The following is a 21,077-nucleotide window of genomic DNA, read 5'->3' on the forward strand; positions in this document are numbered from 1 at the left end:
CACGAAAATCAGTCTACAATAGAATACGTACAACCGTATTTATTGTTGTTCTACAGCACAGACTCAAATGGCGCGACCATCACTGCGGGAAAAAATCGTCGACTCCGGCGTCAGGACACTTCATGAGCGTGGGTTCGCCAGCGCAGGTGTGCGCGAGATCACGGCCGAGGCTGGTGTGCCGCAGGGCTGCTTCACCAACCACTTTCGATCCAAGGAGGCCTTTGGAATAGCTGTGCTTGATCGCTACCATGAGCGCACGCAGGCGATCATGGATGAGACACTTCGCGATCAGCGCCTCCCGCCAGTAGCGCGGTTACGCGCTTACTTCGATACGATCATGGAATGGTTGGACGCTGCCGGCTGGCGATATGGCTGCCTGGTCGGCAACCTGAGCCTGGAGATGCCTGAGCATAGCGAACTGCTGCGCGAACACCTGGTACAGGTCTGCCGATCGCTCACGGCGTCATTCGCTGAGGCCATTCGTGCGGGTCAGACCTCCGGTGAGATACGCTCTGACCTGGATGCCGACGATGCGGCGACCTTCCTGCTGGCGTCCTGGGAGGGGGCCATGATGCGCATGAAGGTTGATCGGAGTCCATTGCCCCTTGAGCAGTTCAAGCGAGTAATTTTCACCATGTTACTCATTCCCTGACAGTTTCGGTCCAACTCACCTTGACGATATAACGTGCTGCGATGTGAGGCGCCCCTGAGTGATGCAGTGTCAGTGACGCCTGTCACTAATGCAGTCGTACTGGTGCAATGGACATGTGCCTCTCACCGGAGATGTCGCTAGCGCTAGCCCGGAGCATAGGCTGCGTAATCATGACGCGGCTCGATGATCAAAATCGCGGCGCGCGTCTTCTACCGCGTGGAGATTCCCTTGCACTCGAAAATGGGCGAGGGCCCCGCCACTCAAGCTCCATGGGTAGCCGGAGTGGTAGCGTTCGGAGAAACCTTGCGCGCCGCTTCAAGTGCGCTTGCGATCGAGGCGCGGCGCACCTCCTCGCTGCGCCCGAGTCCTTCCGCGACGACGAATTCGATATCGGAGACGCCTATGAACGTGAACACCGAGCGAAGCAGGGTCTCGGCGTGCTCGAACGCCTGATACGGGGAGCCCTCGCTATAAACATTTCCGCGCGCCAGCGCGACGATCACGCGCTTGCCCTGGGCAAGGCCGATTGGTCCATTCTCGCCGCGTGCGAAGGTCTTGCCGCGCACGACGATATGATCGATCCAGGCCTTGAGCTGAGTAGGAACCGAAAAATTGTAGAAGCCCGCCCCGATCACCACGACGTCGGTGTTGAGGAACTGCTGCACGTCGTCGCCGGCGTCGAGCGCCATGAACGCGTCGAAGGAGAGATGCGGGAGCGGTTCGCGGGCAAGATCGCGATAGGTGACATTCACGGCGTCGTGTGTTTCGACGATCCGCTCGACAATGGCGGCAGAGAGCACGCGGCTCGCCGAGTTTGCACCCATGATACTGGAATCGAGATGGAGCAGGTTCACATTTGGCCTCTGGTCTGGATTTGTGACAAGCACTATGCTATGTAACTAGAGGCGATTCGCCAAGAACGCATATTTTTAGGACCAGGTCAAATGGATATGCCTGCCTCACCGGGCGTCAGCACCGAGTGCCATAAGGTTGGCAAGGTACTCGCCATAGTTGGCGACAAATGGACGGTGATGATTGTCAGGGTACTGATCGATCGGCCACGCCGCTTCAACGAGATCAAACGGACCATCGGCGGGATCTCGCAGCAGATGCTTACGCGTACCCTGAAGGCACTCGAGCGCGACGGCATGGTGAGCCGCACGGTCTACCCGACGGTGCCCCCGCAGGTCGAATATGCCCTGACGCAGCTCGGACAATCCCTCGCCGTGCCGGTTCGTGCCCTGGGTGCATGGGCGGGAGAGCATCTCGACGAGATCGAGAACAACCGGGCACGCTTTGATCGGGACAAAGATGCTCGCATCGATCGACGCGGGTCCGGGCGGGCCTGACGTTCGCTGGGGAAAGAGCGGCTCAGGTCGGTTATCTGCATGACTTCGGGGTCACGAGCGTGCGGGCAAAGCCTAACGCAGAAAAGGATCCGGGCGACGCGCAGATCGTGATCGGTTCAATACAGCTGAATCGTGCCACCATTGGATTGCTTTCGGGGTGCCTTTAATTTCCTGCGACAGCAGATAAGCGTTTAGCGCTGTCGGCGCCGGTCTTGCTCACGAGCCATAGCCCTTCATTCGTTGGCCAGCCATCGGATGCCCGGGGCTGATTCAACTTCAGGTCGTTGCGGACGAGATGCTGTGGCCCGCGGAGCAGCTTGCGTTGCAACGCCTGTTTTGGTGCCACCAATGCTTTCTGTGATTGGCCGCCTAGTTCCTCACGACGGATGCCTGGTCCGCCTGCCGATGAGTTCGCCATGCTGCGGCGTTAATGCAGAGAATTTCAGGCGGCTACTACCACTCTCGTCGCCGTACAAAATGAGTGACTTCTCTACATCAGCTTCAGGGTTTCCACCGCGATGTCCAGTTGATCGTGCTTCAAGGTGGAAAGGGCTTCGTGCATGTTTCATTTCGGACAATGACATCTTTCAACCATCTGCGCATCTTTCATTGGGTGGAATATTGAATGGATAGACTGGAAGCAATGTCGATCGTGCTGCTCACAATCGAAAAGGTGGCCTTACTGCGGCCGCGAATGCCTTGAGTTGCTGCTCCCGACCGTTAGCTGGAAGGTCACCGAACTCGAAGAGTACCTCGGCACGAAGTTGCTGCATCGTTCAACGCGCAAGCTGACCTTGACCGATGCGGGCCAGGCTTGCGTCGAGTCGGCCAAACGCATGATGGAAGACTTAAGGAAACCGAACGAGCTGCGGTTGGGCGAGTACATCACTCCGCGAGGAGCGCGGGCTGCTGCCGCTCAAGATGAGAGTCTTCCTCGATTTCGCAGTCGACCGGTTGCGATTGGCTATGTCGGAGCTGGCTAAGGCCTGACGGGCGTTCGCTCTACCAAATATAAGGAAGGGCTCGGACCGACGTGAAGCGGCATCGCGCTGTGTTGGGCCGATCCTTCAGCGCATCAAGACGTCCTCGATGCGTTCATGTAACTGGCTGTGACCGAACAGTGCCGTATCGCGGGTGCCACGCACCCCGAGCGTTACAACCCCCACACGTGGACCGACGAATACGCGCATCTGTCGCGGCCAGGACAGCGGGACATTCAGGGCGCGCGGCTGTATGACTACCGGACGAATGTCGTGTCGTATCCGGTGTGGCAGACGTGGCTGCCTGAGCATGAGCCGCCAACACTCTTCGTGTGGCGTCGCAACGATCCGTCTTGCGTGGGAGCCACCGCCTTCAGGCGCGATCTGCCGGATGCCGAGGTCCGTCTGCTCGACGCGGGGCACTTCGCAATGGATGAACAAAATGATGCGATTGCCACCTTCATCTCGAAGTTCATAGATATCCATCCCGGTTGTACCACGAATGCGATGGGAACGATGGACAGTACAGTCCAGGTGGAGATCGATGCGGAAACGGGCGGCCGCGGCGTAGCGGACGTTGTCGAGCGCTACCGCAACTGAATGGGGCTGAAGTGCAGTCTCGAGTTATGTATGATTGGTGCTGATTGATGATATGCCGATGCCACGCAAACCCGCGCCAGCAAAGGGTCTGCTTTTCTGACGGTAAGAGCGACGGTAAAGGCCTTTTTCAATCGCAGCTAAATCCTTTAACCATGCGGGTTTGGGCGATCAGTTGATGATCGAGTGGGTGAACACTCAGATAAGAAATAGAAGAATATTTCGAGTTAGCCCCACTGAGGCACTCAGTGCTCGACAATTACATCAGATGCTTTTTCCGGCGCACTAACACCCCGATGCTCTATGTGGCATAGTGCGGGCATTGGTACAACGATGGGGGGGGCGATGGCTACGCTAGAAGATATTCAGGCAAAGATTGGTCGGTTGCAGGCGGAAGCGGAAGCAATCGTTAGGAAGCAGTCATTGGTCGCCATTCGCAAGATCGCCGAACTGATGGAAAAGCATGGTCTGACGTTAGCCGACCTTGAATCACACGTCGGCGGGAAAAAGCGCGGCCGGCAGACGGTTGGCGTAAAAGCTGCCAGCAAGCTAAATGGTGGAGCAAAGTACGTTGATCCGAGGAGCGGCGCGACATGGACTGGTCATGGTCGTGCACCGGCTTGGATTGCTAACGCCAAGAATCGAGACAAATTTTTAACTGATGCCAGCGCACGGCATCCTGCGAGTGCTGCCGAAAGGGCAAGCAAAGCCGGAAACTATGTTCGCGGGCCGCAGATTCCGAAATATCGCGATCCGGAAACGGGTGCAACATGGAGTGGACGGGGGCGCGCCCCGGCGTGGCTAGCGGAGGCCAAGGACCGGGCTGTATTTCTGATTAAAGGCAAGGGCAAAGCGGTGCCGAAGGCGACCACCGTGAGCCAGTCCCAGCGAAGAAGCTCGTGACTAGAAAAGGTCACCGCTGGGAAAGCGATAGTTAGCGCAGCTCCTACAGGAAATCGTGCGGCGGGGCCGGCGAATTCGACCGCGAAGAAGATTGCCCCGAAGAGGGTAGTTGCAAAGGGGACGACAAAGCTGCGACGAGCACAGTAATGCAAAACGAGGAGGCGGTCGGCTCGGCAGTTCTGCTGTCGACTCATCGGTACAGTTCGCGTGTGCTAATGTCGGTCGGTGCGCCGGCCTCGCGGGACCACCGGTAACGGCGTAGTGTCATTTGGTCGTTGCAGAATGGAGACAGCGAGGCGACGTCGTCCGCGGGGCGCGAGAGTTGCGGGCAGCATTTTCCTGCTGGTCTTGCGATCCGTTTTGTTCCGCCGTTTCTTGGGGGTAGATCTGGGGGTAACCGGATAGCGCCACATCGAGCAATCCCTTGTTGGACGGACCTGAGCTGTCGTAGTGTGAACCCCACCCGGCCCAATTCTTTCTTGCCCGTCGTTGCCCCGCGCCATGACGCGCGATGCAAAACAGCCAGGCCGTAAATCGCCTGGCTGTTTTGCATTTGAAGGCCCAACTCAGCGACATCACTTCGGCGCACGCGCACGGTTTTCCGCGTCGCAGGCCGCGCGCAGCGCGTCGCCGAATTCCGGGGGCAGCGCCAGGACGCGCAGCACGTCGTCGACCGGCAGGCCGTAGCGCGCCGCGAGCGTGCCCGCCGTCGCGGCCGCCGCCATTCGGTTCATGCGCCGAACCGACTCGGCCGTGCTGAAACCCGCGACGAATCCCAGCGCGTACGCTTCCTTGAACTTCGACATTTCGGTCTTGTCGGGCGCTTCCGGCGCATTGGCGCCCGCCGCGAAGCCGAGCTCGACGATCGGTGGTGGTGCTTGCGGAATGCGCGTCATGCCTCGTCGTCTTCGTTCAGGGCCGGGTCGCTCAGGTCGAGTTTCCATTCGCCGGCCTGCACGCTGCCGACGAGACGGTACGGATCGTATTGATCGGGACCCAGATGAGCCGGAAAGCCGTTCTTGGTTAGCGTGGTGAGCGAGCGGCGGTTGGGCGCGTCGCCGAAATCGCCGGGCTGGCGCGTGTACTCCCTCGCCACCTGCACGGCGTGGTCGACGCGCTCGCGCGCATCCCGCGCGAGATGGCGATACACGTGCGGGCTGTTCAGCGGATCGCCCTCGTTGTCCCCCGGCGGGCGGCTGATATCTTTCAGGGGGGCGAGCGCGGCAATGACGTCCTTGATGGTCGGCGGCGCGAAATAGTCCATAGTCGTGGTCCTCGGTCGATACGTGGTTGGGTGAAGCTGCTATCGTTGCGAACAACACGCTCACGTTATCGGGCCAGCATGCCGGAGGCCACGACGAACAGGGTAAAACCAGTCCGGAGTTGACACTTGGTGAAAATCGACTACACGCTGTCCGAGCTCTATGAGAAGGAGACGCTGGAGCGGATTTTCTGGATCGAAATCGCGAAGCGCAAGGCACGCGTGCGTCAGCCCGCCTGCTGGGCGCGGCTCGTGGATCTGCGGCGGGCGCTACAGCAGTTGTGGCGCGAGAAAGAAGCGCAATTGCAGGACGTGACGGCCGAAGACGGCGTTGATCTCGTTTTCGATCTCGTGCAGTTCGACTGGCGCATCGACGAGCTGGGCTGCGCGCCCTGCGACGAGGACTTCGTCCGCCGCGCGGCAGAGCAATTTGGTGGCGACGTGCAGCGTTTGCTCGACGAGATGGTCGACTATCGCGGCTTTCGCCTCGCCGACTTTTCGATCGAGAACCCGCTCGACGCGCTCTACGCCTGGTGGACCTATATCCGGTCCGACGACGGCCGCAAGGCGCTCGGCGCGCAGGGGCGTTTTTCGAGCATGGGCGAACGCGAAGCGGCGACCACGCGGCAGCCGCCCCCCGACAGTGGCGCCGATCCGGCTGAGCGCACCAAGCCGCCCCCTCCGACGCTTCATACCTACCCAAATCCGTTGCGCCGCCCAGCGCGCGTCGTGCCAAAAAAATTCGACGTGTATGCGTCGGACCTGCAAGACATCGCGATCGACGGGCACACGCTCGAAAACCGGATCGTGCTCGTGTTCGACGCGTTCGAGCCGGTGCCGTCCGCAACCGCGATCGAGCTGGAGCTGAAGGCCGCGCGCGCGGGTCTGCGCGCGCGACGGATGATGGAGAAATTGGAGGCAGGCGACCTCCTCGATCCGATTTTCAGCGAAGACTCCGATCCCGATTCGGCGCTCGAGCCGCTGCTGCGCACGGCGATCCGGCCCGAGGCGCACGAACTGATGAGCGATTACAACCGCGTCGCACCGTTCATCGCGGGGTTCTACTGCTGGGATCGGATCGTCGTCGAGTCGTTTGGCATTTCCGCGGCGTACGACAAGACGATGGACGCCCTGCCGGGCGTGGGCCGCAAAACCGTGGCGGACGCCCGCAAGGCCGTCGGCGCGCGAATCGACGCCTACGAACCGGACCGGCTTCCGTGGCGCCGCGTGGCGGCGAGCGCCGGTTCGCCGGAGCCGGTTTCGGGAAAACCGACGTAATCGGCTAGATGCTATGTGGGAGGGCAGCGGCAGTAAGTCCGACTGGAGTAAAACGGGATTTGCACACTCGTTTTCTCCGAAGGCCCACCATTTGTTATTCCGTCAACTTCTGGGACGTTCCATTCGGATCTCCCAAACCGTTGCTGGGTGGTCACTTGAGACCATTTCCTGCTCCGTCGGTTGCTGTTGCGACCCGTTGACTTCCTCAGTTTCGCGGGGGTGGTTTTGGCGGTATGCCGTCCTTCTCGGCAGGAATAACCCCATGCCCCTCTTCGATACCACTATTCGCGGCGTCAAGCCGGTCAAGCTGTCCGATGCCGGCGGTCTCTATCTTCTTCTGACTCCAAGCGGACCTCGCCTCTGGCGTATGAAGTACCGTTTTGCAGGGAAAGAAAAACTGTTTGCGCTCGGCGCCTATCCGACCGTATCGCTAAAGGACGCCCGTGACCGGCTCGACGAGGCGCGGAAGAAGCTTGCAGCGGGCTACGATCCAGGCGAAGCCAGGAAAGCAGAAAAAGCGACGGCAAAGGATCGCGCCGCGAACAGTTTCGAAGTCATTGTGCGAGAGTGGTTCGAATTGACGAGAGGCACATGGGAGGCGGAGTATGCCAGCCTCATCATGCATTGTCTGGAGCGCGACATGTTTTCGTCTCTGGGAGCGCGTCCAATCGCGGAGATCACGGCCGTAGAGCTATTAGCCGCGCTACGGAGGATTGAAAAGCGAGGCGCGATCGATACGACACATCGTGCCTTGCAGAAGTGCGGCCAGATTTTCCGCTACGCGGTGGTAACCGGGCGAACGGACCGCGATTCAACCGCTGATCTTCGCGAAGCTCTCAAGCCAGCACTGAAACAGCACTACGCGTCGATCAAGGATCCGAAAGCTGTGCGAGCACTGATGTGCGCGATTCGGGACTATGTAGGTGGTTTTGAAACGAAATGCGCATTGCTAATCGGGATTCTCACCTTTGTACGTCCGGGCGAGCTTCGAAAGGCTGAGTGGTCCGAATTCGACCTGGACCATGCTGAGTGGCACATCCGCAGTCGCTAGCGGTCCTAAGGGATCTTCACTCGGTAACTGGGCATGGACGTTACCTTTCCCAAGTGTTAGAGCCGCTTCTCGGCCAATGAGCGAGAACACAGTGAATGCCGCTCTCCGTAGGCTTGGATACCTGCGGCAACACCGCAATCGACTAGTTCTGGCGCAGACTTGATGTGACGTTGCCAAGCTCGCCCAGTGCAGCACGGATACCACCGTGCAACGCAGGCAGTGTTCTTGCGTTTGCAGGGCTTTCTTACTGCCATATTCCGTTTGTATTTTGCGTAGGGACTGAGAAACCAACTCCAGCGGTAGTCAATCCGGGGGTGGCCCGCATAAGAAAACTGTGCTGGCAGGAGGCGTCGTCGAATCTCGGGGACTATTTGCACGCTGGCCGGCGCCCGCCACGTGGGCGAGACCCCGCAGATGTCCGAACTTCGTCACGACTAGCACACGGAAAGCCTTAGTGCTTTGCGTTACATCAATATGGCCGCTCATGTGTTCCTCGCCGAAAGCGGCTTGCCTGGGCTATTTTGTCAACCCTCCGGCTCAATGTTGTCGCGCTAAAGATGCTTGCGATGCGTACCCCGCAACTTACCGTGAGATGTTGCTGGATATGGCATTAGAATCGCCGCTGGCGTGCCCCTCATTTTCGACGAGACCCACTCGATTGTGTCGGGAGAGGCACAACGCGAAAATGTGACCGTAGAGGCGTAATGGCGTTGACGAAGTTTGCTGGGGCCTTTCTGGCACGCCCAACTCTTTTCATCGTAGGAGCGGCTGCAGCCGCTATAGCGCTGGCGTCCGTCGTTGCCTTGGCGCTCTACGATATGCGCCTGGATGCCTTTGCGCGCGCACGCGACGCCGCGGATAATATCTCTCTCATTCTGCAGCGCGATATTGAACGCAACATCGAGGTTTACGAACTGTCGTTGGAAGCAGTTATTGACGGCGTCGGCGACCCGGCCGTCGAGCAATTGCCACCACAGATTCGTCAGCGTGTCCTCTTCGACAGGTTAACCGACGCCAAGGACATGGGCTCTCTCCTGGTCACGAACTCTGCGGGTGACGTCGTTATCGATTCTCGCTCGGTACCACCTAGAAGGGTCAATGTCCGTGACCGGGATTACTTCACGATTCAACAGCAATCGGCGGACGCCGGGCTTTATATCAGCAAACCATTCTCACCGCGTATAACAAAGCCTGAGACATCTATTGGATTGAGCCGACGGCTGACGGACGGCCGCGGCCAGTTTGCCGGCATCGTTGTCGGGACACTCCGGCTGAACTACTTCCACCGCCTCTTTGAAGGGACGACGCTTGGTGACCACGGCTCCATCACATTGGTGCGACCCGATGGAACGGTCTTGATGCGACGCCCCTATAACCAGCGGGAAGTCGGACAAAGCATTGCAGGGCCCCCATCATTCAATCCACTCATTCAAGCGGACCGAGGCAGCTATGTTGGCACTGCGACGCTGGACGGTGCCAAGCGCCTGTATAGTTTTAGACATGTCGGGAAATACCCGCTAATAGTTGTTGTAGGCCTTGCGACAGAGGACATCTATGCTGAATGGAAACGGCGCGCCTGGGCCATCGGCGGGGTTGTGGCCGCACTCGATTTTCTCATCATCGCGATGTCGGTAATGGTCTCGTGGCAATTGCGCAAGCGCCTCGAAATGGAACAGCAACTCCATCGGCTCGCCAATACCGATAGCCTAACGGGCGTGGGCACGCGCCGTGTTCTGGATTCAGCGCTCGATGCCGAGTGGAGACGTGCCAGCAGGAATAAGCAGAGCCTCTCCCTCTTGATGGTGGATGTCGATAACTTCAAAAGCTTTAACGACAATTATGGGCACTCGACAGGAGACAGGGCGTTGAGAACCATCGCTCGCTGCATTGCTGAGAACATCTGCCGGCCCGGTGATTTCGTTGGCCGCTATGGCGGCGAAGAGTTCTGTGTACTGCTCCCGAATACCGAACTGCCAGACGCACGCCAGGTGGCTGAGAAGATTCGATCTGCGGTTTTTATGACGGACCCGGCAAACTTCGGCAGCCGATGCAGGAGACTGAGTGTAAGTATCGGCGTTGCGGTATTCGACGGCAACGCACGGCCCGGCGACGCACCCGACCGACTCGTGGATATGGCCGACCAACGGCTTTATGAGGCAAAAGCTGCTGGTCGCAACACTGTCATGCCGCAGCAGGAACATTCAGCGGTTGAGAGGGATGTGGCGCTTCTCGACAATGTTGGCGTGGGGCTGAGGTGAGTCACGAACTGATGGCGCGTAATCGCGTCGTTGGTCGGCGGGAGTAGGTCTAGGTCGACCCTTGCGCGCGTGCTGTACTTCCACGTCGGCAGCGGCTATGTGAGCAGCGCCACGCGCGCTTGATGCAGCGGAACTCACGGTCACCGTCCTTCCCGCAACCGCTATGCCTCGTTACTTCGCAGACTTCGAAGCACGCTATCGCGTCACGCTCATCGCCTCCATCTCGCGGATGGACTTCGGCGCACGGGGCGCAAAAAGGTCCGCCAGACTACCGGCCAAACCGAGGACGATAACCACGCGGACCATCGATTCAAGCGATACCTGCTTGGCGTGAGGCAGTGCACAGTCATCGCCCGTATTTTGTTGACACTGCCCGGTGCGATACACAGTGCGTCCTCGACACAATAGTCCAGCGTGCGTTTGTCTTTGGTAGATGTCACCTGAGTCATATCCGCCTCCGCTGCGTAACAAGCTCAGTGTGCTACAAGTGGCAGGCGCTCAAGCAAGGTCAACTTGAAAAAGCGAGGGCCGCCGCAAAAGCTTTCACCGAACGCTAGTCGTTAACCTCCGTGGCCGGGAGAGGCGGAGCTTGAGTGAGCCGCGTAATCGTGACAGTAGTCCCCAGCGTAAAGCTGCGATGGTGGCTTCGCTCGCTCGGCGCAGCCGCCGAAATTCTGGGGCCCTCCGCGTTACGCGAGGAATTCGCGCGCGAGGCGGCTGCGCTATCGAAGCGTTACGGCAATTCCGCTTGAATCGCGTAATCGACAAATCAAACAGCGTAATCGGGGGTAGCAGGTGGAAAGCGACATTGCAATCAGATTGGCAGCCGACTGGATTCGCGACGCAGATGGGCTGCTCATCACTGCGGGCGCCGGCATGGGAGTGGATTCCGGGCTACCCGATTTCCGGGGAACCGAGGGGTTCTGGCGCGCCTATCCAGCGCTGCGCCATCATGGATTCTCGTTCGAAGACATCGCCAACCCATCTGGCTTTGCGAGCAATCCGCGCCTGAGCTGGGGATTCTATGGGCACCGCCTGGCGCTCTATCGTGCCACCGTGCCCCATGCCGGATTCGGCATCCTTCTGAAGTGGGCGTCGGCGATGCAGCACGGTGCCTTCGTGTTCACGAGCAATGTCGACGGCCAGTTCCAGAAAGCCGGTTTTGATGTCGAGCGCATCATGGAATGCCATGGAACCATCCACCGGCTGCAGTGCGTCGAGGCTTGCACCGATAACACCTGGCCGGCGGATGATTTTTCTCCCGTCGTCAACGAATCGAGTTGCCTGCTCGAGAACGAGATGCCGAGGTGTCCGCACTGCGGTGGGCTCGCGCGACCGAACATCCTGATGTTCGGCGACTGGGGGTGGATAAGTAGATATGTGGACCGGCAGGAGGAACAGTTGAACGTATGGCTAAAGTCTGTGGAAAATCTAGCCGTATTTGAATTAGGCGCAGGCCAGGCTGTCCCGACTGTCAGGCGATTCAGTGAGCGGAATGGGCCTCGCGTTATCCGTATTAATCCTCGCGAGCCCGCAATTTCGTCGAAGGCAGGGGTGGGTATCGCATTCAGCGCGCTAGATGCGCTGCAGCGCGTAGATGAATACCTTGGCGAGACGGACGACTCATCGCCAGAAGAATGAATCGGTGTCAGGAAAAATGAAAATGCGAATTTCTCTATCCGAGTTGGTTCAGGTAGTTGACCACAATCAAGTTATGGGGCAGTCGTTTTCCTTCAATCCAAAAAATTGGGAGCGTTATCTTGAGGTCGATGTTGCTCTAGCTAAGCTCGGTTACACGGAGGAGCAACGCGCGTCTGGATTTTCTCTTAGCCGCCAAGCTGTGATTGGTATGCTGCAGTCTCACGACTTGGTACATGCGGCGGTACTAGTGCTTATCTGGGGCTATCCTCGTGGCGTTGTCGGTCCGGGCAATCAGGACACGGTGCGCGCAACCTTGCGAGCCGCCCAGAAAATTGGCGATGAAATGGCAACGGCGACTGGTGATTCGAAACTGGATGTAGTTATCTCAAAGCTCTTGATTCCTTACGTTGGCATCTCGACTCTTTCTAAGATATTGTATTTCGCGGGGCTGCAAACTCAGGAAGGCAGGGCTCTCATCTATGACCAGATGGTCATGCGAGCTCTTCATTACCATAGATTTGACGAGTATGGGGACTGGCCTGAATATAAGTCTGGCCAGCAACGACAGACATACGCACATTTTGTCCGTCGGACTAAGGCGGCTGCGGAGAAACTTGGCTGCAGCCCAGATGTTATCGAGTACGCGTTGTTTTCTGAGGGGCAGAGACTAGGGCCAGGTAAGAAAACAAAACGCAATATCTACCGGCCTGTGATTGAAGGCGGTCGAAATCAACTTTGTACGCTAAAAGAACAGGTACCGTTCGAATTCGAGAAATATGACGATGGATGTATCAAATTTTTCTATGGCCGTGACCTTCGGCTGAGCACTAAAATTCATGCTGATGACATTCAAGGTCTGAGAAGATGCTTTAATGGGATGTCAGTCCCTTTGACGTGCAAAAGCGGTGAGAGCATCGACGGATGGCTCCGTGAAAATGTGACGAAGGTGCGTGTTGCCTCGTACGTTGGGCCGGTACTCATTCATCTAGGGTACGCGAGCAGAGATGCGGATAATATTTCTTTTCCCGCACTCCCAGATGAATAGCGCGAAAGGGCTACTCTGCTCTTCCGGTCGGAGATCGAGCAGGCATACGCCCGTCTCGCTAAACATCCGAACATTGGATCTCCCCGTTACGCGTACGAGTTGGACATACCAGGCCTGCGATCGTGGCCGCTTGATCGCTACCCGCATGTGATCTTCTACATCGAGCGCAAGGATTACGTCGAGGTCTGGCGCGTGCTCAACGGTAAACGCGATATCCCGTCGTGGCTGTTGAACGATGACAGCGAGCTTCATTGACGCTTGCTGGGCGGTACCCGCGAGCGTCCAGCAAAATGGAGGTGGGTAGTCCACTTGACGATGAAGCTCGCGCCGAGCTGCAGTGCTTCCTTGTGGTCGGCGCAACGCTTTGCGTTCGCCGGCGAGGGTGTGTGGGCTCTCCTAAACTATGCCGCGTCGCGCTTCCCGGTGTTCAGCGCTTCGGCTTTGGCCAGCGCGTTTAATTCCCGCGGCTCCAGTATCGCCGTCGCCGCGCCGTGTCTCGCAACGGCGAGCATCGCCTGTCCGACGTCGGCGGTCGTCACCAGCCGGTCGCCGAGTGTCGCTCGCAACAGCGGCCAGACCGGCTTCATCAGCACATAGAGCGCGTGATAGAGGCGCGTCTTCGAGCGTATGCCTTCGAGCGGCTCAATCGCGCCGGGCCGGAACAGATACACCGCGCGAAATCCCGCGTGCTGCAACGCGTTCTCGGTTCGTCCTTTCACGCGCGCCCACATGCTGCGGCCGCGCTCGCTGCTGTCGGTGCCCGCTCCCGAGACGTAGACGAAAGTCATCGCCGGATTCAGGCGCGCCAGCGTGGCGGCGATCGCCATCGTGAGGTCATAGGTCACGCGCGAATATTCGGCCTCGGACATGCCGACCGACGACACGCCGAGACAAAAAAAGCATGCGTCGTAGCCCGTCAGTTCGGATTCGGCCGCGTGGATATCGGCCAGATCGGGCAACAGCGTTTCGCACAGTTTCGCGTGACGGACGCCCGTTTCGCGGCGTCCGACCGCGCGCACGAGTTCGACGTCGTCCGCGCGCAGGCATTCGCGCAGCACGCCCTGGCCGACCATGCCAGTCGCTCCGTAGATCAGCACTTTCATGAGGTTCCCGAATCACGGTTATTGTCGACGAGCGTACAGGACGCGCCTTAGCGCGGTCCTGCGCGCTCGCGGCGGCTCAATCGCGCGGCATGCCCGCAATCGTGCCCGCCGAGCCGAAATCAGTGGACAACGTGACGTCGCGCCAGCGTTCTCCCTCGGCGGCGCGTGCGGCGTCGGCGGCGTTCGAGAACTGTAGCGCATCGCTGCCGAGCAGCAGGTGGGCGGGCGGCGCGTTGTGGCGCGTCAGTTGCAGGACCACTTGCGCGACGCGCGTGGGATCGCCGCGCTCCTTGCCGATGTGGTCGGCGAAGAGCTTCAGCAGCGCGCCGATCGACGGCTCGTACTCGGGCAGCAGCGGGGGAATCCGGGAGCCGGCTTCGGTGCCCCAGTCCGTCGCCATGCCGCCGGGTTCGAGCGCCGTCATGTGGATGCCGATAGGCGCGAGTTCCTGGCGCAGCACTTCGGTAAAGCCGCCGACCGCCCATTTGGCCGACTGGTAAGCGGCGAGACCGGCATTGCCGATCCGCCCGCCCACCGACGAAACATGCAGGATATGCCCGGACTTCTGTGCGCGCATGACGGGCAGCACCGCGCGCGTGACGTTGACGACGCCATAGAAGTTCGTGTCGATCTGCGCGCGGAAGTCGTCTTCGGGGCTTTGCTCGAAGGGTGAGATGTGGCCAAAGCCCGCGTTATTGACGAGCACGTCGATGCGGCCGAACGCATCGACCGCGGCTTGCACGGCCGAGCGCGCCGCCGCGGGATCGGTGACGTCGAGCGCGGCGGTTTTAACGCGTTCGCCATAGCGGGCCGCGAGATCGTCGAGACGCCGTGGGTCGCGCGCCGTGGCGAGCACGCGTTCGCCCGCTTCCAGCGCGGCTTCGACGATATGACGGCCAAGGCCGCGGGCACTGCCGGTGACAAGCCAGACTTTCGACATGATGAGCTCCTTTGCTCAATAAATGAGTGTGTATTCACTCATTAATCAATTAAAAAAACGCGCACTCAAGTATGCGCAATGGCGTTCCAGAAAGCGTTGAAACCGGCGTCGCAGTAGCGATCGCGTTGCGCCGGTTCGCGCACGATGAAATCCATGGTCGTTTCGGCGAGCGCACCCATGATCGCCGAGGCGAAAGCCGGGGAGTGTCCTTGCAGATGGCCTTGCGCGGTGCAGTTTTCGATGAGTGTGCCTGCCTCCGCGAAGGCCTGCATGCCGGCGGCGCGCGATTGTTCGGTGACGCGTTCGGAGGCGCTCAGGACCAGCATGACCTTGCGTTTATCCGGGTTGGCGACACCCCAGCCCACGTAGCGCCGCCAGAGATGCTGTGCGCGCTCGCGCATGCTGGCGTCGCGCGGAAACTCGGGCACCAGTGCCTCGCGCAACTCGGCTTTGATGGACAGGTAGAGCGCGTTGAGCAGTTCGTCCTTGTTGTCGAAATAGGTAAAGAGCGTGCCTTCGGCGACGCCCGCCATCTTCGCGATCCTGGCCGTGGGTGCGCCCAATCCCTGTTCAGCCATTATGTGGATGGCGGCGGCAAGGATGGCGTTGCGCTTGTCTTCGCTTTTCGGGCGGGCCATGGGATACAGTATGAACAGAATGGATGAGTGATTGCTCAATCATACCTCATGTTCTCCATGTGCAGCCTCGACATGCCCGGGTTGCGCGCGAATAGACAGAGCATCTCGTACATCAGCGTGGCGGCCACGAGTGCGGTGTTGCCTGACGGATCGTAAGGTGGCGAGACCTCCACGACGTCGCCGCCCACCCAGTTCAGGCCGTCGAGTCCGCGCAGCAGCGCCAGCGTTTCGCGCGTCGTGAGGCCGCCGATTTCGGGCGTGCCGGTGCCGGGCGTGAAGACCGGGTCCAGGCCGTCGACGTCGAGCGAAAGATAGACCGGCGCGTCGCCCACGATCCGTCTTGCTTCGGCGGCGATGGCGGCGGGGCCGAGCGCCTCGAATTCCTCGATGAACACCACGCGCATGCCGTGGTCGAGCGAATAGCGCCACCCCTCGTCGGTGTTCTGCGCGCCGCGTATGCCGATCTGGATCGTGCGCGTGGGATCGAGCAGGCCGGCTTCCACCGCGCGTCGGAACGGCGCGCCGTGCGTGAATTTCGAGCCTTTGTACGCGTCCCAGGTGTCGGTGTGCGCGTCGATATGCACGAGCGCGAGCGGCGTCTGCGCGGCTTGCGCCGCGCCAATCGCCTGGAAGATCGGAAAGGTAATCGAATGGTCGCCGCCTGCAATCAGCGCGCGTTTCCCGGCGCGAAACACAGGCTCGAAGAACGCGCGGATATCGGCGTGTGCGCGCTCGATGTCGTAGAGATGCTCGAACGGCACGTCGCCGATATCGGCGACGCGGCAGGCCGCGAAGGGATTGAAACGCGTGACGTGATGGATCGCGCGCATCATCGTCGACATGTTGCGGATCTCGCGCGGGCCGAAGCGCGCGCCGGGCCGCGCGGTCACGCCGCCGTCGTAGGGCACGCCCGCAAGCGCGATGTCGTAGTCCTGCGGGTCGCGCGCGAACGGCACGCGCATGAAGGTGGGGATGCCGGCGAAACGCGGCATCTGCATCTGCGAGAGGTCGGTCTGGGTCATCTGCGGGAGTACTCAGAAGGTCGGCGGGGTGTTGATCCACAAGACGCGCGTGACGGTGTCGCCGGGATTGCGGTAGCTGTGCGGTTCGGTGCTCGGAAAGTAGAAAGAGTCGCCGGCCTGCAGACGCCAGGTGTCGTCGCCGAGTGTGAGTTCGAGTTCGCCTTCGAGCACGTAGCCGAGTTCTTCGCCCGCGTGACTGATCTGCTCGTCGCTGCGCGCTTGCGGTTCGAGCACGTGGATGTCGCCTTGCAGCAGACGTCCCGGCCCCGGCACGACGAGGCGTTCGAGCACGATCGTGCGTTGCGCGGAGCGACCGCGCGCGCCCTGCGCCGCAGGAAAGCGCACGGCGGGCCGTTCGCTCGCGCGCTGCACCGGCGTAGCGGATGCGGCCGGCCCCGAGACCAGCGCCGCGACGTTGGTGTCGAGCGCCAGCGCGAGCCGGTGCAGCGTGGCGAGCGAGGGCGTGGCGTGGCCGCCTTCGACCTTCGACAGCAGGCTCTCCGAGCAGCCCGCCTGTTCCGCGAGCGCCTTGAGCGTCATCTGCTGCACCAGGCGCGCGTGGCGCAGGCGCGTGCCGAGGCCGTCCGAGCCGTTCGACGCGGCGCCTTGCGCCCCGCCTGCCGCGCGCGTGGCGGTTTTGACCGCGGCCCTGGGCGCGGTTTTCGGCGCCACCTTTCGAGCAACCTTCACGGCGGCTTTCGGCTCCGCCTGCCTGGAGGTGGGGGCGGCGCGCGTACCCGCACCCGCGCGGAGGGGACGGGCGGCGCCCGTCGAGGAAGAACGTTTGTCGTTGGCCACGTGTGTGTTTCCGTCGATCGGAGAGATCAGGGCGAAGGCGTTATCGGCGCGATCGCCGCTATCGCCGGTATTGCGCGCGTTACGCGAACACCGTGAACTCGACTTCGAGCGGGTTGAGCGCGTTGATCGGAATGATATCCTGCGGGCACGCCGACATCGCCACCACGCAATCCATCACCGCCTTGATTTCCACGTAATCGCCGGCCTTCGAAACGGGCGGCAGCCAGTCGATCGAATAATCGGGCTTCACGGGAATATTCATCCACAGGTTGAACGGTTGCGGCACTTCACGCGTGCGCAGGCCGATGGCCTTGAGCGCGAGGCGCAGATTGTCGGCGCAATTGTCGTGATAGCCCTCCACGCCGAGATTGCGATAGCGATACAGGTCGCACGCGGCGATCAGCGTGTCGTGCACGCCGGGCGAGGTGTCGGTCACGAGTTCGGCGATCGGACGGCGCTGGTTGGTCACGAGCGGATCGCCCGGCTGCGGAATGATCTTGTCGAGATACGCGCGCGTGTGTTCGAACGAAAGGAATTCGTTCAGATGCTGCGCGTTGAAGATCCACGTATCGCAGACCTGCGTGCCGTGCGGATTCGCGATGCGGATGGTCTGGCCGGCCTTTACGCGCACGGCGCGGCCGCAGCGCGCGGGGACCGTGTAGGTCTTGCCCAGTTCGGGCGTGCCGTCCGCGGAAATCGGTTCGTGCAGCGTGGCGTTGATGCCGTTTTCGGTGCCGTTGTCGTCGGCGTGCGTGGCGGTGGCGGCGGGGAAATTCATGTGTACTCCTGATGTGGTGCGGGTGAAGTGGGTAATTCGCTCAGGCGTTGCAGAGCGTGGTGAGACTATGGGCGAGCGCGCGTGCGCCCAGCACGAGATGATGCGGGTGCGTGGCTTCGACAGGGTTATGGCTGATGCCGCCGATGCTCGGCACGAACAGCATCGCGCTCGGACAATGCCCGGCGAGATACATGGCGTCGTGAAAGGCGCCCGACGTGAGCCGCGCGGCGGGCGCGTCGAGCGCGCGGCACGCGTCGTCGAGCGTGGCTAGCACGGCGGCGTCGAAGGCCACCGGCGCGTGCGAGAACAGCGCTTCAAGGCGTGCGTCGTGGCGTTTCGCGAGTGCGCGCGCGGCGTCGTCGAAGGCGTCGAGCACGGCCGCGTCGGGATGGCGGAAATCCACGGTGAAGCTCACGTTCGACGGAATTGTGTTGATCGAATTCGGTTCGACGTTCCAGCGTCCGAAGGTCACGCGCGTGTGTTGTGTGCCCAGACGCCGCGCGATGTCGTCGAGTTCGGCGTGCAGCGCGAGCGCGAGCGTCATCGCATCGCGGCGCAGCGGCATGGGCGTGGTGCCCGCGTGGGCCGCCACGCCGGTGCAATGAAACGCATACCAGCGCACGCCCTGAATGCCGCTTACGACCGCGAGCGGCAAGTCGGCGCTTTCGAGTTGCGGGCCTTGCTCAATGTGCAATTCGACGAAGGCGTGCGCGGCTTCGTCGTTCGCGCCGGTATCACGCGCGGCGAGTTCGGGAAACGCCTTGCCGTGTGCCTCGAGCGCTTCGCGCAGCGTCACGCCTTGCGCGTCGCGCGCGTCGAGATAACGCATCATGCGCGCCGGTTCGACGAAGGCGCTCGAACCCATCGCGCCCGGTGCGAATCGCGTGCCCTCCTCGTTGGTCCAGATCGCCACTTCGAGCGGGCGGCGCGTTTGCGCATTCGCGTCGTTGAGCGCTTCGAGCACTTCGAAGCCCGCGAGCACGCCGTAGCAGCCGTCGAGTTTGCCGCCCGAAGGCTGCGTGTCGATATGGCTGCCGGTCACGACGGGCGCGAGCGCCTCGGTGCCCGCGCGGCGGATGAACAGGTTCGCGCATGCATCGACAGTCACCGTGCAGCCGAGCGCACGGGCGCGTTCGATCAGATAGCGGCGCGCGTCGAGATCGTCGGCGCTCAGCGCCGGGCGGTTCACGCCGCCGTCGTCGCGCGCGCCGAACGACGCGAGCGTTTCGACGGATGCGAGCAAACGCCCGGCATCGACGTGCTGCGCGATGCGGTTGGCGAGTTCGTGCGGCGCGTTCACGATGCGGCTCCTTGCGCGGCGAGCGCGGGTTCGGCGGCGAACGTCAGGCTGCGTTCGAGCCACGGTTTGAGAAACTGCTGCAAACGCGGCGTGCGCGTGTTGCCGAACAGTTGCGCGGGCGGACCGGCCTCGACGATGCGGCCCGCTTCCATGAACACGACCTTGTCGGAGATCTTCGCGGCGAAGCTCATTTCGTGCGTGACCATCACCATCGTCATGCCATCCTGCGCGAGCGAGCGGATCACGTTGAGCACTTCCTCCACGAGTTCGGGATCGAGCGCGGACGTGGGTTCGTCGAGCAGCATCACTTCCGGCTCGATAGCGAGGGCGCGTGCGATGCCCACGCGCTGCTGCTGGCCGCCGGAGAGGCTCGCGGGCCAGGCGTCGGCCTTGTGGCCCATGCCCACGCGTTCGAGCGCCGCCTGAGCCTTGGCACGCGCGTCGCGCTTCGGCATGTTCTTGGCGAGCACGAGCGGCGCGGCGACGTTGTCGAGCACGCTCATATGCGGCCACAGATTGAATTGCTGGAACACCATCGCGACCGGGCGGCGCACTTCGGCGATGCTCGCCTCGCTGTCGCGATCGCGCGGCGTGCGGCCCGTGGAGCGATAGCCGAGCAGTTGGCCCTTGATCCACACTTCGCCTTCGTCGTAGGCCTCCAGGAAATTCATGCAGCGCAGGGCGGTTGTCTTGCCCGAGCCGGACGGCCCGATCAGCGTGACGATTTCGCCGCGCATGATGTCGAGGTCGATGCCCTTGAGCACGCGGTTTGCGCCGTATGACTTGCCGACGGCGCGCAGCTGGAGAATCGGAAGAGCGCTCATGAGGTCTTTCGCAGAAAGGGAATGCGTGCCGTCGCGCGTTGCGCGAGCAGGGAGACGGCCTGGGTCAGCAGCCAATAGCACGCGATCAGCAGCGCGTATGGGCCGATATACGTATAGGTCGAAGCGACCACGTCGCTCGCGGTCATGGTCAGTTCGGGCACGGTGATGATCGACGCCACCGCGCTTTCCTTGATCACGAGAATCGTTTGGTTGGCGATGAGCGGTAACGCGAAGGCGAGCGCCTGCGGCAGTTCGATCGCGCGGAACATGGCGCGCCGGCTCACGCCGAACGCGGCGGCCGCTTCGAGCTGGCCGCGCGGCACGCTGGCCCACGCGGCGCGGAATATCTCCGCGAAATAGGCGCTGGCGTAGAGAGCGAGCGAAACGACGGTGGCGGCTACCGCGCTCATCGTCACGCCTGTCATCGGTAATCCGAAGTAAATAATGACGAGCTGCGAAAGATACGGCGTGCCGCGAATCAGCCAGATGAACGCGCCATACGGCAGCGCGAAGGCGCGTCCGAGCGCGAGGCGCAGCGCGTTGAGCGCGAAGCCGGCCATCACGCCGATGAGCGCGGCGAGCACGCTGACTTCGAGCGTGACGGCCGTGGCGGCGGCAAAGCGGGGAACGAGGGCAATCAGCGAGTCCATGGGGGCTCC

Annotated in this window: 24 protein-coding genes and 1 pseudogene; 12 read left to right on the plus strand and 13 right to left on the minus strand. The window is 61.3% G+C overall.

From position 1 onward, the window contains the following. The first annotated feature begins 67 nt into the window (after positions 1-67). The gene (locus tag C7411_RS20095) at positions 68-652 is read left to right on the plus strand and encodes a TetR/AcrR family transcriptional regulator (protein ID WP_110385816.1); all 585 of its coding nucleotides are present in this window, start codon (positions 68-70) and stop codon (positions 650-652) included. Positions 653-912: 260 nt separating this feature from the next. Here the strand turns inward: C7411_RS20095 and C7411_RS20100 are convergent, their stop codons facing one another. Further along, positions 913-1,539, minus strand: a complete 627-nt coding sequence (locus C7411_RS20100) for an FMN-dependent NADH-azoreductase (protein WP_373682612.1) — start codon at positions 1,537-1,539, stop codon at positions 913-915. Between the two features lie 57 nt (positions 1,540-1,596). Between C7411_RS20100 and C7411_RS20105 the strand changes: the two genes are divergently transcribed. After that, entirely contained in the window at positions 1,597-2,001 is a 405-nt protein-coding gene (locus C7411_RS20105) for a winged helix-turn-helix transcriptional regulator (protein ID WP_110385818.1), read from the plus strand. Positions 2,002-2,154: 153 nt separating this feature from the next. On the opposite strand, the pseudogene C7411_RS20110 reads toward C7411_RS20105, so the two are convergent. Continuing rightward, positions 2,155-2,403 (minus strand): annotated as a pseudogene (locus tag C7411_RS20110) (TraI domain-containing protein); the annotation flags it as partial. 302 nt (positions 2,404-2,705) lie between these two features. Here C7411_RS20110 and C7411_RS38645 point away from each other — a divergent pair. The 3 genes from C7411_RS38645 (at position 2,706) to C7411_RS38650 (ending at position 4,481) form a co-directional block, all read left to right on the plus strand. Continuing rightward, positions 2,706-2,984, plus strand: a complete 279-nt coding sequence (locus C7411_RS38645) for a LysR family transcriptional regulator (RefSeq protein ID WP_165822845.1) — start codon at positions 2,706-2,708, stop codon at positions 2,982-2,984. Positions 2,985-3,110: 126 nt separating this feature from the next. Then, entirely contained in the window at positions 3,111-3,581 is a 471-nt protein-coding gene (locus tag C7411_RS20120) for an alpha/beta fold hydrolase (protein ID WP_110385820.1), read from the plus strand. 342 nt (positions 3,582-3,923) lie between these two features. After that, on the plus strand, positions 3,924-4,481 hold the full coding sequence (locus C7411_RS38650) for an H-NS family nucleoid-associated regulatory protein (protein ID WP_110385821.1): 558 nt from the start codon (positions 3,924-3,926) through the stop codon (positions 4,479-4,481). Positions 4,482-5,056: 575 nt separating this feature from the next. On the opposite strand, the gene C7411_RS20130 is transcribed toward C7411_RS38650, so the two are convergent. Then, complete coding sequence (locus C7411_RS20130; protein ID WP_165822846.1) at positions 5,057-5,377, minus strand: DUF2623 family protein; 321 nt, start codon at positions 5,375-5,377, stop codon at positions 5,057-5,059. Further along, positions 5,374-5,745: a hypothetical protein gene (locus C7411_RS20135; RefSeq protein ID WP_110385823.1), complete on the minus strand. Its 372-nt coding sequence runs from the start codon at positions 5,743-5,745 to the stop codon at positions 5,374-5,376. Before C7411_RS20135 ends, C7411_RS20130 begins: the two co-directional genes overlap by 4 nt. Before the next feature lie 126 nt (positions 5,746-5,871). On the opposite strand from C7411_RS20135, the gene C7411_RS20140 reads away from it, so the two are divergent. The 7 genes from C7411_RS20140 (at position 5,872) to C7411_RS20170 (ending at position 13,270) form a co-directional block, all read left to right on the plus strand. After that, the gene (locus C7411_RS20140) at positions 5,872-7,020 is read left to right on the plus strand and encodes a hypothetical protein (RefSeq protein ID WP_110385824.1); all 1,149 of its coding nucleotides are present in this window, start codon (positions 5,872-5,874) and stop codon (positions 7,018-7,020) included. A gap of 262 nt (positions 7,021-7,282) precedes the next feature. After that, positions 7,283-8,071: a tyrosine-type recombinase/integrase gene (locus C7411_RS20145; protein WP_165822847.1), complete on the plus strand. Its 789-nt coding sequence runs from the start codon at positions 7,283-7,285 to the stop codon at positions 8,069-8,071. 704 nt (positions 8,072-8,775) lie between these two features. Beyond that, positions 8,776-10,329 carry a sensor domain-containing diguanylate cyclase gene (locus C7411_RS20150; protein ID WP_110385826.1) on the plus strand — a complete coding sequence of 518 codons (1,554 nt, stop codon included), beginning with the start codon at positions 8,776-8,778 and terminating at the stop codon, positions 10,327-10,329. 608 nt (positions 10,330-10,937) lie between these two features. Next, positions 10,938-11,081, plus strand: a complete 144-nt coding sequence (locus tag C7411_RS20155) for a WCX domain-containing protein (RefSeq protein WP_243413261.1) — start codon at positions 10,938-10,940, stop codon at positions 11,079-11,081. Positions 11,082-11,124: 43 nt separating this feature from the next. Continuing rightward, positions 11,125-11,970, plus strand: a complete 846-nt coding sequence (locus C7411_RS20160) for an SIR2 family NAD-dependent protein deacylase (protein ID WP_110385827.1) — start codon at positions 11,125-11,127, stop codon at positions 11,968-11,970. Further along, the gene (locus tag C7411_RS20165) at positions 11,927-13,015 is read left to right on the plus strand and encodes an 8-oxoguanine DNA glycosylase OGG fold protein (RefSeq protein ID WP_133253683.1); all 1,089 of its coding nucleotides are present in this window, start codon (positions 11,927-11,929) and stop codon (positions 13,013-13,015) included. Before C7411_RS20160 ends, C7411_RS20165 begins: the two co-directional genes overlap by 44 nt. A gap of 33 nt (positions 13,016-13,048) precedes the next feature. Continuing rightward, on the plus strand, positions 13,049-13,270 hold the full coding sequence (locus C7411_RS20170; protein WP_258365434.1) for a type II toxin-antitoxin system RelE/ParE family toxin: 222 nt from the start codon (positions 13,049-13,051) through the stop codon (positions 13,268-13,270). 146 nt (positions 13,271-13,416) lie between these two features. Here the strand turns inward: C7411_RS20170 and C7411_RS20175 are convergent, their stop codons facing one another. The 9 genes from C7411_RS20175 to C7411_RS20215 all read right to left on the minus strand — a co-directional run bounded on the left by C7411_RS20175 (position 13,417) and on the right by C7411_RS20215 (position 21,068). Beyond that, entirely contained in the window at positions 13,417-14,118 is a 702-nt protein-coding gene (locus C7411_RS20175) for an NAD(P)H-binding protein (protein WP_110385830.1), read from the minus strand. Between the two features lie 76 nt (positions 14,119-14,194). Then, a complete protein-coding gene (locus C7411_RS20180) occupies positions 14,195-15,058 on the minus strand; it encodes an SDR family NAD(P)-dependent oxidoreductase (protein ID WP_110385831.1) in 864 nt (287 codons plus the stop codon). Between the two features lie 65 nt (positions 15,059-15,123). Further along, complete coding sequence (locus tag C7411_RS20185) at positions 15,124-15,735, minus strand: TetR/AcrR family transcriptional regulator (protein ID WP_309147583.1); 612 nt, start codon at positions 15,733-15,735, stop codon at positions 15,124-15,126. After that, on the minus strand, positions 15,732-16,718 hold the full coding sequence (gene speB / locus C7411_RS20190) for an agmatinase (protein WP_110385833.1): 987 nt from the start codon (positions 16,716-16,718) through the stop codon (positions 15,732-15,734). The genes C7411_RS20185 and speB overlap by 4 nt, the downstream gene beginning before the upstream one ends. A gap of 12 nt (positions 16,719-16,730) precedes the next feature. Beyond that, positions 16,731-17,285: a cupin domain-containing protein gene (locus tag C7411_RS20195; RefSeq protein ID WP_260175826.1), complete on the minus strand. Its 555-nt coding sequence runs from the start codon at positions 17,283-17,285 to the stop codon at positions 16,731-16,733. 310 nt (positions 17,286-17,595) lie between these two features. Further along, positions 17,596-18,294: a DUF1989 domain-containing protein gene (locus C7411_RS20200; RefSeq protein ID WP_065059732.1), complete on the minus strand. Its 699-nt coding sequence runs from the start codon at positions 18,292-18,294 to the stop codon at positions 17,596-17,598. Positions 18,295-18,334: 40 nt separating this feature from the next. After that, on the minus strand, positions 18,335-19,594 hold the full coding sequence (locus tag C7411_RS20205; protein WP_110385834.1) for a M20 family metallo-hydrolase: 1,260 nt from the start codon (positions 19,592-19,594) through the stop codon (positions 18,335-18,337). After that, complete coding sequence (locus tag C7411_RS20210; RefSeq protein WP_110385835.1) at positions 19,591-20,418, minus strand: amino acid ABC transporter ATP-binding protein; 828 nt, start codon at positions 20,416-20,418, stop codon at positions 19,591-19,593. Before C7411_RS20210 ends, C7411_RS20205 begins: the two co-directional genes overlap by 4 nt. Then, positions 20,415-21,068 carry an amino acid ABC transporter permease gene (locus C7411_RS20215; RefSeq protein WP_110385836.1) on the minus strand — a complete coding sequence of 218 codons (654 nt, stop codon included), beginning with the start codon at positions 21,066-21,068 and terminating at the stop codon, positions 20,415-20,417. Before C7411_RS20215 ends, C7411_RS20210 begins: the two co-directional genes overlap by 4 nt. Positions 21,069-21,077: the final 9 nt, after the last annotated feature.

Source organism: Paraburkholderia silvatlantica (genome assembly GCF_003096715.1).
GTDB classification, from domain to species: Bacteria; Pseudomonadota; Gammaproteobacteria; order Burkholderiales; family Burkholderiaceae; genus Paraburkholderia; species Paraburkholderia silvatlantica.